The following is a 12286-nucleotide window of genomic DNA, read 5'->3' as shown; positions in this document are numbered from 1 at the left end:
ATAAAAATTCAACGGCAAATTTCTTAAAATCAATTAATCCGCTGATTACGATTTGATAATAATTTCATAAGGTTATTAACAAAAACGTTGTAGTTGACGAGTCCGGAAGCTGGAAAAGTCTGAAAGTCCGGAAGTCAATGCAGCAGTTTTAATCTTTCGGACTTTCGGACTTTTCGGACTTTCCTAACTGCAATAAGAACGCCACCGTATCCACATCATCCGCATAATCCCACAATTCCGGCTGCTGTGTTTTCCCGAAAGGAATGCTATTGTCAATCAGGTTGTTCGAAACGATGCATTGGATTTGGTCCTTATCGTGTTGCAATCGTGTTTTTATGTCTGAAAGATTTTCATAATATTCATAAAACACGCTCGAAATAGGGGATGCATAGCCCGTATCTTCCTTAATCGTCAGGAATTCATTGTCAAGCAATTTGAAGTTGCTCATCAGGAACACCGCTTTATTATAGTCGTAATTGTTGGCGTATTTCTCATATTTTATCACATCCTGGTACGGGAACATGCCATTGAAGAATGGGTCGAAATTGTAACCTTTCGGGATAAAAATCTTGGAAACATTCCTGCATCCCAACCCGAAATACCGGAATACATCTTCACCCAGCGCCACCATCTGTTCCTTTGATTCGCTGCCATCCAAAACCGCCACCGAATTCCTGTTCTTCCGGATAATTGAAGGCTTGTCCTTAAAATAATATTCAAAATAACGTGCCGTATTGTTGCTTCCCGTGGCGATTACCGCATCAAAATTTTCCAGTTTGCCTTCCGTAAATTCGATTAAATTTGAAAACCTTCCGTCGGCCGCAATCAGGTATTTTGCGATAAATGGCAATAACTTCTGGTCATTTGAGGATAATTTCACCAAAGCTTTATGACCACTCATCAATACACTGAGGAAATCGTGGAAACCCACAAGCGGAATATTTCCGGCCAATATCAACCCAACAATTTTCGGTGCCACGTCCTTAATATCATACGCAGAAAGCCATTTCTCAAGGTTTTCAACCGTCAAAGCTTCTGCCCATGATTGCACCGAAAAGTAAACCTGCTCCGGCGTATACCAGCCATTGTGCGATTGCGACAGCAGGATCAAATCTGCGAAAGCGTCAAAAAACAAATCGTTATGCGGCACTACCGGGTTTTTAGTATTTCCGTGTTCAGAAAACTGCCTGAGAAATTTTCCGAGTGTCACGAAAGCCGTTTTTTTATCTGCTAAAACCATATTGATTTGCTTATGAATTGTTTTGGACGTAATTTTGCGCAAAATTAGTTCTTTTTGGTACAGGGTGCAAGGTACAGGGTGCAGGGTTTTGCCGGCAACCGTTTCCTGCACCTTGCAGCCTGAACCCTTAAACCTGAAAAATGGCAATTATCATAACAGACGAATGTATCAATTGCGGTGCGTGTGAACCGGAATGCCCGAATACGGCAATCTATGAAGGTGCTGACGATTGGCGCTACAAAGATGGGACTTCACTACGCGGAAAAGTAGTTTTGCCTTCCGGTGAAACTGTCGATGCAGAAGATCCGCAAACCCCGATTTCTGACGATATTTATTACATCGTTCCCGGCAAATGTACAGAATGTAAAGGTTTTCATGAAGAGCCGCAATGTGCTGCGGTATGCCCGGTCGACTGCTGTGTTCCTGACGATGATTATGTGGAAAGTGAGGAAACGCTGCTCAACCGGCAGGCGTTTCTGCATAACGAATAAAAAAATCCTGAGTGTTATACTCAGGATTTTTAGTTTTAGGCGCAAACTTTTTTATTTTACCCTTGCAAAGGTTTGCACGGTAACTTTATCTGAGCTGTCGTCATAAGTTTCGAGAACGAGGTTTCCATTGGTGTCAAAATACCCGATGGAGGTCTGGTCTTTACCACGATAAATATAACTATTGGTCGATGTTTTTCTCAACAAAGCAGGTTTTTTGAATGAAGGTGAATTTACGGTGTAACCCTGCGCATCCAGTTTCACATCATACTTTACGCCATTCGCCTCATAATAAGATGAGCGGTCCACATCGACGGTACGGGTTGTCCCGTCAGGATTTGTGATCTGTGTTGTAGAAGTTACCTGTACAGGCGTTTGTTTAAGGTCTTTGTTCAATGCATTGGACTCGGCATTCTGAAGTTCAATGTTTTGCACTTCCTGGACATTTTCTTTTTTGACCTGTTTTTTCTCACCGTCAGAATCCTTTACGGTAGTAACTGTTGTCTTGGTAACATTGGTGATGTTCTTGTTCTGTGCGATTGCATTCATTCCGATAAGCAAAACGGCACTTAAAAATATTTTTTTCATGATGTTTAGTTTTTGATTTATATCAACACAAAATTAGAAACCGTTTGTGCGAAATGTGTTACGGAATTTCAATGAAATTTATCAGAATGACCGCTAATTTATCATTAGAAGTATGCCACGCGACAATGAAGCACTGCATAATCAATTCTAAATCGCTATATTTGCGCACTTTTTAAAACACCATGTAATGAAAGCAGGAATTGTCGGGTTACCGAACGTAGGAAAATCAACTTTATTCAATTGTTTATCAAATGCCAAGGCCCAAAGCGCGAACTTTCCGTTTTGCACCATCGAGCCTAATATTGGTGTGGTGAATGTACCTGATCCACGTATCAACAAACTCGAAGAACTTGTAAAACCGGAACGCGTCGTAATGGCAACGGTTGATATTGTAGATATTGCGGGGTTGGTAAAAGGTGCCAGTAAAGGCGAAGGGCTGGGGAACCAATTCCTTGGAAACATCCGCGAGTGCAATGCGATCATCCATGTTTTAAGGTGCTTTGACAATGACAACATTGTTCACGTTGACGGCAACGTAAACCCGATCCGCGACAAGGAAACCATCGATATAGAATTACAACTCAAAGACCTTGAAACAGTAGATAAAAGGCTGGAAAAAGTAAAGCGTGCAGCCAAAACCGGCAATAAGGAAGCACAGACAGAAGAGGCGTTCCTGAACCGTATCCGGGAGGCTTTATTACAAGCCAAATCCGCGCGTACAGTAAAACCAAATAACAACGACGAAGAATTACTGATGGATGATTTCCAACTCATCACTTCTAAGCCTGTATTATACGTTTGCAATGTTGATGAAGGATCAGCAGCCACTGGGAATGCCTATGTAGAGCAGGTCCGCGAACTCGTAAAAGACGAAAATGCCGAAGTCATCGTGCTCGCCGTGGGCACCGAAGCCGATATTACAGAATTGGAAACATACGAAGAACGCAAAATGTTCCTTGAAGACCTGGGCCTTGAGGAACCGGGCGCTTCTGTGCTGATCCGCGCAGCTTATAAATTGCTGCAACAGCAAACCTATTTTACAGCAGGTGTTAAGGAAGTGCGTGCCTGGACCGTGAATATCGGAGCAACAGCGCCTCAGGCTGCGGGCGTAATCCATACGGATTTTGAAAAAGGTTTCATCCGCGCCGAAGTAATTGCTTATGAAGATTACGTTCAGTTCGGTTCAGAGGCTAAAGTGAAGGAAGCAGGAAAATTCCGCGTGGAAGGGAAAGAATATATTGTGAAGGATGGCGATGTGATGCATTTTAGGTTTAATGTATAGGACGCAACTTTTGACTGTAAGATTTTAAGACCGCTTCGCTTCAGGACAAACAAAAATCTTATTATCTTACAACGAAGCGATCTTATAGTCCTTTTAACTTCCAACTTTACAAAGTACTCCAATGAAAATTCTATCCTTCGCAGGCTCCAACAGCTCTAAATCCATCAACAGGAAATTATCTGCGTATGCTTCAAGTCTTTTTGAAAACGCAGATGTAGAATTGCTTGACATCAACGATTATGAAATGCCATTGTTTAGCCAGGACCGTGAAAACGAAATCGGCAAGCATCCGTTAGCGCAGGCATTTTTAGATAAAATTGCTTCCGCAGATGCGATTGTTTTGTCTTTGGCAGAAAATAACGGCAATTACTCAGCAGCGTTCAAAAACCTCTTCGATTGGTGCTCCCGGATCCAGAAAGAAGTTTTCCAAAACAAACCCATGCTTTTACTTGCAACGTCACCGGGACAGCGTGGTGGGAAAAGCGTACTTGAGATTGCGGAAAGCAACCTGCCGCGGTATGGCGGAAATATCAAAGCCGTCTTTTCATTGCCGTCGTTTTACGAGAATTTTGATACGGATGCCATTCGCGTTACCAATCAGGAGCTGGATGCAAACCTTCGGGATATCGTCAGCGGATTTGCAATTTAAAAGTATTGTCATGGTTTTCAAAACTAAAATCAACAGCAAAGACTACCTGAGATTGTGCTTCTACCTGACTTACAGGAAGCCATTCACGATTATTTTCACCACATTGAGTTTTGTACTCATCGTGATGGGAATATTACAGCTTACGGGACGTTTTTATTTTGGCCTTGACGCGATGTTTACAGGGTTGTTCGCATTTTACATCCTCTTTATTCCAGCAATGCTGTATTTTAAGGCAGCAAGGAATTTCGCTTCAAATAAAAGGATCCAACAGCCTGTAGAATATGAATTTACAAAGGAGAAAATGATCTCAAAAGGAGCGGGTTTTATTTCCGAATCTGCTTTGGATGGCCTGTATCGTGTAGAAGAAACGCGTGACTGGTTTCTGGTTTACCAAAGTAAGCTGGTCGCAAACCTGATTCCGAAAAAAGACATGATGCCAGATGAAATAACCGGATTAAGGAATATCTTCAAAAATCTTTCCGGAATAAAACTCCGATTGAAAAGCTAATCTCCGATTACCTCAAACTGTTAATTATCTGTTGTATTGAAATTTTTTTAACCGTAGGGACGTTTTGTGGTATACTTATTGCAAAGTGAAATGACGATGAAAAAGAGATTTCCCTGTCTGCCCCTGGCCATTACATTTTCCCTGATTTTTTTTCATAGTACCTTCGCGCAGGATTATGCCTCCGTCGACAGCATCGTAAGGAATTATCCGGATTCGTTTTCTTCAACCGAAAAACTTGCAGAGAAAATCAACAGTGATTTCGATACCGAATCTGACAGGGCACGCGCCATTTACACCTGGATTGCTACCAATATCCGTTATGATTTGCCTGCTGCGCATTCCGGGAATGGTATCGCATTTTATTATAAGGACGAAGCCGACCGCATCGAAAAAGAAAAGAAATTCCGTGTTGATCTTGCAAAGAAAACGCTGAAGCAGGGTAAAGGCATCTGCCAGAATTATGCAGCATTATTCCATCATCTGTGCGACCTCACCGCGCTGAAATGCATTGATATTCCCGGAAGTGCAAAAACAAACCTGATGCAGATCGGGAAACTGCCGCAACCGAGCGACCACATCTGGAATGCCGTGAAGATTGGTAATTCCTGGAACCTTGTCGATGTAACGTGGGGCGCGGGAAGTGTCGATACGAATAGCGGAAAATTCGTGCCTTCATTCAGTGATGGTTATTTTTGCCCAACACCGGAAGTTTTCTTCCTGAATCATTTTCCTGAAGATGCCAGGATGTCGATGCTGCAGAGGACTCCCGAAGATTTTGCGAACCTTCCATTGTATTATGGCAGTTATGTCGATTCCGATTATGAGATCCTGTATCCTGAAAATGGCGTGTTGTCTGCTACACAGAAATCGATTCCGTTCCGCATTTCAGATTTGGATGAAGGTGACAATGTCAGCTATGTCTTCAGTAACCAAAACCAATTGCAGGAGCCTGAATTGAAACGCAATGGCAACCTTTCAGAGTTCGTAATCCCGATCGCGGCAACCGATAGAGGGTTCCTGACACTTTTTGTAAACAACCGCTCTGTCGCAGCTTATAAAATCGGGAGGTAATTTGAAAGGCATTATAAAGAAAGACTGGCGGTTTTTAAACAGAATATTATTGTATCTGCTGGGGTTTATTATTCTGTACATCGCCCTGGCTTTCATTATTTCCAGAATTCCAGTAAACACGAATGACACCGATAATTCGCACGATATCGCCATCTACATCCGGACAAATGGCGTGCATACCGATGTGGTTTTCCCTTTAAAAAATAGCATTTATGACTGGAATAAAGTTATCAGTGCAGATCATACGACAGCGAAAGATACCACACTGCAATATGCCGCATTTGGCTGGGGTGACCGGGATTTTTACCTGAATACCCCTGAATGGTCTGACCTAAAAGCGGGTACCGCATTTAATGCTGCATTTTACCTCGGGACAAGTGTCATGCATGTGGTTTTTCTTGATGTACCTAAAGAAAATGAAAACTGCAGGAAAATTTTTATTAGCCGCAAGGAATATATTGATATGGTTGATTTTGTCAAAGGATCATTCCAATCTGATGCAAAAGGAAATACACTGCCTATAAAAGGTTCTGGCTACGGCCTGAATGACATTTTCTATGAAGCCAAAGGCAAATACAACCTGTTTTACACCTGCAATTCCTGGACCAACAATGCACTTAAATCAGGCCGTCAGAAAGCCGCATTATGGACATTGACTGATGGCGGGATTTTCTGCCATTATTAGTACGAGAGTTAGAAAAGTTCGAAAGAAACAGCAAACGTAAAACCTTTTGTTCCTCTATCTTCCGGATTTCCCTGGCTTATTTGTCAATATCATTCTTAATAACTTTGATTTTCCCGTCTTTCAAATCCCTGTTATTTCAACTATATTAGCAAAAAAGAGGCCGTGCGCTGAGCAATGAGCCAAATTCACTGTAAGTCAAAACCGTTATTCTACATGTCAGGCGAAAATCAATATACCGAAGATAATATCCGTTCGTTAGACTGGAAAGAACACATCCGCATGCGCCCCGGCATGTACATCGGGAAGCTTGGCGACGGTTCTTCTGTAGATGACGGCATCTATATCCTGCTCAAGGAAGTCATCGACAACTGTATCGATGAATTCGTTATGGGTGCCGGAAAAACGATTGAAGTCACCATTCGCGATAAGACGGTTACCGTACGCGATTACGGCCGCGGCATTCCGTTGGGAAAAGTGGTGGATGTCGTCTCGAAAATGAATACCGGCGGTAAATACGATTCGCTGGCGTTTAAGAAATCCGTGGGTTTAAATGGTGTCGGTACCAAGGCAGTAAACGCTTTGTCGAATTATTTCCGCGTGGAATCCGTACGTGATGACAAGCAGAAAGCCGCAGAATTTTCAGCCGGAAACCTGGTGTCAGAAGAAGAGGTGATCGATACTACGAAGAGGAAGGGTACAAAAGTCGTCTTTGTACCCGATGAAGCCATTTTTAAAAATTACAAATTCAGGAATGAATATGTAATAAAAATGCTTAAGAATTACTGCTACCTGAATACCGGCCTGACGATTATTTACAACGGTGAAAAATTCTATTCGGATAACGGACTGAAGGATTTGCTTGATGAAAATATTTCAGAAGAAGACATGGTGTACCCGATCATACATCTCCTGGGTGATGACATTGAGATTGCCATGACGCACAGCAAATCCCAATACAGCGAAGAATACCATTCTTTTGTCAACGGGCAGAATACGACGCAGGGCGGAACGCATTTGGTGGCTTTCCGTGAGGCATTGGTGAAAACCATCCGTGAGTTCTACAATAAAGGCTTTGAGCCTTCCGATATACGAAAATCCATCGTGAGCGCGGTGAGTGTAAAAGTGATGGAACCTGTTTTCGAATCCCAGACAAAAACAAAGCTGGGCTCTACGGAAATGGGCCCCGATATGGCTTCAGTGCGTACCTTCATCAATGATTTTGTCAAAAACAAACTCGACAATTTCCTGCATAAAAACCCGGAAACCGCCGATTTATTATTGCGTAAGATCCTCCAGGCTGAAAGGGAGCGTAAAGAGCTTTCCGGAATCCGCAAACTTGCCAAAGACCGCGCCAAGAAAGCGAGCCTGCACAACAAGAAACTGCGTGACTGCCGCGTACATTTACCCGATATCAAGAACCCGCGCTACCTCGAAAGCACGCTTTTCATTACGGAGGGGGATTCGGCTTCTGGTTCGATCACAAAATCGCGCGATGTCAATACACAGGCGGTTTTCAGCCTTCGCGGCAAGCCGTTGAATTCTTACGGCATGAGCAAGAAAATCGTGTATGAGAATGAGGAATTCAACCTGCTGCAGGCTGCTTTGAATATCGAAGAGGATATGAGCGACCTGCGGTACAACAACATTGTAATCGCCACTGATGCCGATGTTGACGGCATGCACATCCGTTTGCTGCTGATCACTTTTTTTCTGCAGTTTTTCCCTGAATTGATAAAGGAAAGCCATTTGTATATTTTGCAGACACCACTTTTCCGTGTGCGGAACAGGAAAGAAACGATTTATTGTTATTCTGAAGAGGAACGTGTCGCCGCAATTGAAAAACTGAAGCCGAAACCTGAGATTACCCGATTCAAGGGATTGGGGGAAATTTCGCCGGATGAGTTTAAACATTTCATCGGTGATGACATCAGGTTGGACCCGATCATGCTGGATAAAGGTACATCGATTGAGCAATTGCTTTCGTTTTATATGGGGAAAAATACACCGGACAGGCAGGAATTCATCATCAATAACCTGAAAGTGGAATTGGATATGATCACAGAGTCATAACGAATGCGATTTCGTAAAAGAAGAAACAATTGACAAGGATGGCAATAAAGTGCTAAATGAAAAGCACATTTGCAGAGAGAAATATAATTTTTAAGTGAAGAAAAGCGATTGCTTTTGACTCCAATAAATGAAAGACGAAGAAGACGATATTATCCCCAATGACGACGAATCTCAAGGTGCGTTGAACGACAGTACTGAAGGTTTTGATGAGGAAATCCGTATTTCCGAAGGCAGCCATTTCTACGAACAGGATGAGGAAGACCCGAATGATACCATCACGAAGGTTACCGGAATGTACAAGGATTGGTTCCTCGATTATGCTTCGTATGTAATTCTCGAGCGTGCCGTACCGGCTATCGAGGACGGCTTTAAGCCCGTGCAGCGCCGCATCATGCATTCGTTGAAGGAACTCGATGACGGCCGTTACAACAAAGTGGCCAATGTCGTTGGGCATACGATGCAATACCATCCGCACGGTGACGCGAGTATTGGTGATGCGATGGTGCAGATAGGGCAGAAGGAACTGCTCATTGACACCCAGGGAAACTGGGGGAATATCCTGACCGGTGACGGTGCAGCAGCGTCACGTTATATTGAAGCGAGGCTTTCCAAATTCGCTTTGGAAGTGTTGTACAGTCCGAAAATTACGGAATGGGTTGCCTCTTATGACGGCCGCCGTAATGAGCCGAATAATCTTCCGGTAAAATTTCCGTTGCTGTTGGCGCAGGGCGCAGAGGGAATCGCCGTTGGGCTTTCGACAAAAGTTTTGCCACACAATTTCAACGAACTGATTGATGCTTCGGTAAAAATCCTGAAAAATAAGCCATTCCAGCTTTTTCCTGATTTCCAGACTGCAGGTATCGCTGACGTATCAAATTATAACGACGGGATGCGCGGCGGGCGTGTGCGGGTACGCGCAAAGATTGGTCAATGGGACAAGAATACGCTCGTTATTACGCAGATTCCATTTTCAACCAACACTTCAACCCTGATCGACAGTATATTGAAAGCCAATGAGAAAGGGAAAATAAAAATCAAAAAAATTGAGGACAATACCGCTGCCGAGGTAGAGATACTGATCCATCTTTTTCCAGGCGTTTCTCCCGATAAGACCATTGACGCATTATATGCATTTACTGGTTGCGAAACGTCGGTCGCGCCATTGGGCTGCGTCATTGGGGATCATAAACCGATGTTCATCGGCGTGTCGGAAATGCTGCGGATATCAACCAAAAGAACGGTGCAGTTGCTGAAACAGGAACTCGAAATCCAGCTCGACGAACTTGAAGAACACTGGCATTTTGCATCGCTGGAAAGGATTTTCATCGAAAACAGGATTTACCGCCTGATTGAGGAGGAAGAAACCTGGGAAGGTGTCATCAATGCCATCGATGAAGGTTTGAAACCACACATCAAGCATTTAAAGCGCGAAGTCACTGTAGAGGATATCAACCGATTGACTGAAATCCGGATTAAGAGGATTTCCAAATTCGATATCGACAAAGCACAGGAAAAAATTGAAGCGCTCGAAGGGGAAATCGAACAGGTGAAACACGACCTTGACCACCTGATTGATTTTGCAATAGCCTTTTTTACCAAACTGAAAGAGAAATACGGCAAAGGACGCGAACGCCAGACGGAACTCCGCATTTTCGACGATATTGAAGCTACAAAAGTGGTATTGCGCAATACCAAACTTTACGTGAACCGCGAAGAAGGCTTTGTCGGTACCGGATTGAAGAAGGACGAGTATGTGACGGATTGTTCAGACATTGATGATGTGATCGTATTCCTGCGCAACGGTTCGGTGATGATTACAAAGGTCGATGACAAGAAATTCATAGGCAAAGACATCATCCATGTCGATATTTTTGACAAAAACGACAAACGCACGATTTATAATATGGTATACCGCGATGGGAAATCCGGGCCATCGTTTATCAAGCGTTTCAATGTTTCCGGCGTCACGCGTGACAAAGCTTACGACCTGACCAATGGCAATGCGGGTTCACAGGTATTGTATTTCTCTAACAACCCGAATGGGGAAGCGGAAGTCATTACCATTCTACTGCGCCAAATCGGTAGCATCAAAAAACTGAAGTTCGATATCGATTTTGCCAATATGGCCATCAAAGGGCGTTCATCAAAAGGCAATCTTGTCACCAAATACCCTATCAAGAAAATCGAGCTTAAGGAAAAAGGGATTTCGACATTGTTGCCACGCAAAATCTGGTTTGATGATACCGTGCAGCGACTTAACGTGGATGCGCGTGGGGAACTGCTGGGCGAATTCAGGCCAAGCGATAAGATCCTTGTGATATCACAAGCGGGTAAACTTAAGGTCATTATCCCTGAACTTACCACGCATTTCGATCCGGATATGGTCGTTTTGGAAAAATGGATTCCGAAGAAACCGATTTCCGCAATTTATTACGATGGTGAAAAAGAGCGCTATTATTTAAAGCGTTTCCTTGTAGAAACAGAAGGTAAAGAGGAGACATTCATCAGCGAGCACCCGAATTCCCAACTCGAAATCGTATCGACGGATTACCGTCCTGTGGCGGAACTGGTTTTTGCCAAAGTGAAAGGCGTACAAAAAGAAAACCTCGTTGTAGATGTGGAAGCATTTATTGCAGTAAAAGGGCTTAAAGCACTAGGAAATCAATTAACTACTGATAAACTGAAGCAGGTCAGTATGCTGGATCCATTACCTTATGAAATTCCTGAGGAAATCATCCCGGAAGAACCGGAAGTTACCGAAGCAGGCGAAATAATATCCGATGAAAATATGCAGATTGACGATGAGGGACAGATCACACTATTTTAATTATGGGTTACAAATTATGAATTACGAACTACCAATGCGTAATTCATAATTTGTAATTCCTAATTTATTTAGGCTTCCTCATCACGGCTTTTCTTATTCTTTTTCGACATTTTCATATTCAGCAGTTCTACCAGCAAAGAGAATGCGATGGCGAAATATAAGTAGCCTTTCGGAACGGTTTCCACATGATTCCCGAAGAAGGAAGCGTTTGCCAGGTGCGCCGCTTCCACAATCAGCATAAAGCCAATCAGCACCAGGAATGACAATGCCAGGATCTGTATGGATGGATTCTTGTTCACGAACGTACCAATCGGAACTGCAAACTGCATCATGATGAATACCGAAATAATCACTGCCGCAATCATGATGTAAATCGCGCCCACAACCCCGTTCGTCATCCCGACGGCCGTCAGGATACTGTCAAACGAAAATACCATATCAATCAGGATGATCTGTACAATCACGCTGCCAAAAGTCGAAGCGGCACCGCGTTTGAGCTCTTTTTCCTCTTCGCCTTTCTCGTCTACTTTCTCGCGGATTTCACTGGTACTTTTATACAGCAGGAACAGGCCGCCAAGCAGTAATATAATGCTTTGCCCAGTGATGTTGAGCGTCAGCCAGCCCGTATTGATCGAATACCACGGTTCTTTCATCGCAATGAGCAATGTAATTCCGAAAAGCAACCCGATACGCATAAACATGGCAAGGAACATCCCGATTTTAGTAGCCCTTTTTCGTTTTGCAGGAGGCAGTTTTCCTGTGGCAATCGAGATGAAGATGATATTGTCAATCCCCAATACGATTTCGAGAAATGTGAGTGTCAGTAAGGCAATCCAGGAATTGGGATTCAGTAAAACTTCCATGTGGCGGTATTTGTA

11 protein-coding genes are annotated in these 12286 nt (G+C 43.4%); 8 read left to right on the top strand and 3 right to left on the bottom strand.

Going from position 1 to position 12286, the window contains the following annotated elements:
• Positions 1-148 precede the first annotated feature (148 nt).
• The gene (locus HYN49_RS12215) at positions 149-1240 is read right to left on the bottom strand and encodes an acyl-CoA reductase (RefSeq protein WP_108905065.1); all 1092 of its coding nucleotides are present in this window, start codon (positions 1238-1240) and stop codon (positions 149-151) included.
• Positions 1241-1380: 140 nt separating this feature from the next.
• Between HYN49_RS12215 and HYN49_RS12210 the strand changes: the two genes are divergently transcribed.
• Positions 1381-1731 carry a 4Fe-4S dicluster domain-containing protein gene (locus HYN49_RS12210; protein ID WP_108904376.1) on the top strand — a complete coding sequence of 117 codons (351 nt, stop codon included), beginning with the start codon at positions 1381-1383 and terminating at the stop codon, positions 1729-1731.
• Between the two features lie 51 nt (positions 1732-1782).
• Here HYN49_RS12210 and HYN49_RS12205 read toward each other — a convergent pair whose 3' ends face one another.
• Entirely contained in the window at positions 1783-2316 is a 534-nt protein-coding gene (locus HYN49_RS12205; RefSeq protein ID WP_108904375.1) for a hypothetical protein, read from the bottom strand.
• Between the two features lie 187 nt (positions 2317-2503).
• On the opposite strand from HYN49_RS12205, the gene ychF reads away from it, so the two are divergent.
• The 7 genes from ychF (at position 2504) to HYN49_RS12170 (ending at position 11408) form a co-directional block, all read left to right on the top strand.
• Positions 2504-3598, top strand: coding sequence for a redox-regulated ATPase YchF (ychF, locus tag HYN49_RS12200; RefSeq protein WP_108904374.1), 1095 nt, complete (start codon positions 2504-2506; stop codon positions 3596-3598).
• A 121-nt stretch (positions 3599-3719) separates the two neighbouring features.
• The gene (locus HYN49_RS12195) at positions 3720-4247 is read left to right on the top strand and encodes an NADPH-dependent FMN reductase (protein ID WP_108904373.1); all 528 of its coding nucleotides are present in this window, start codon (positions 3720-3722) and stop codon (positions 4245-4247) included.
• 10 nt (positions 4248-4257) lie between these two features.
• Positions 4258-4755 (top strand): YcxB family protein, encoded by a 498-nt coding sequence (locus HYN49_RS12190; protein WP_108904372.1) that lies wholly within the window; start codon positions 4258-4260, stop codon positions 4753-4755.
• A 96-nt stretch (positions 4756-4851) separates the two neighbouring features.
• A complete protein-coding gene (locus HYN49_RS12185) occupies positions 4852-5826 on the top strand; it encodes a transglutaminase domain-containing protein (protein ID WP_181368956.1) in 975 nt (324 codons plus the stop codon).
• 1 nt (position 5827) lies between these two features.
• Positions 5828-6511, top strand: a complete 684-nt coding sequence (locus tag HYN49_RS12180; RefSeq protein WP_108904370.1) for a TIGR02117 family protein — start codon at positions 5828-5830, stop codon at positions 6509-6511.
• Positions 6512-6724: 213 nt separating this feature from the next.
• Positions 6725-8581 carry a DNA topoisomerase IV subunit B gene (locus HYN49_RS12175; protein WP_108904369.1) on the top strand — a complete coding sequence of 619 codons (1857 nt, stop codon included), beginning with the start codon at positions 6725-6727 and terminating at the stop codon, positions 8579-8581.
• Positions 8582-8708: 127 nt separating this feature from the next.
• Positions 8709-11408 carry a DNA gyrase/topoisomerase IV subunit A gene (locus HYN49_RS12170; protein WP_108904368.1) on the top strand — a complete coding sequence of 900 codons (2700 nt, stop codon included), beginning with the start codon at positions 8709-8711 and terminating at the stop codon, positions 11406-11408.
• 68 nt (positions 11409-11476) lie between these two features.
• Here the strand turns inward: HYN49_RS12170 and HYN49_RS12165 are convergent, their stop codons facing one another.
• Entirely contained in the window at positions 11477-12271 is a 795-nt protein-coding gene (locus HYN49_RS12165; protein WP_108904367.1) for a TerC family protein, read from the bottom strand.
• Positions 12272-12286 lie beyond the last annotated feature (15 nt).

The sequence above is a fragment of the Flavobacterium pallidum genome (assembly GCF_003097535.1).
Taxonomy (GTDB): Bacteria; Bacteroidota; Bacteroidia; order Flavobacteriales; family Flavobacteriaceae; genus Flavobacterium; species Flavobacterium pallidum.
This window is presented reverse-complemented; position numbering and strand designations above follow the sequence as displayed.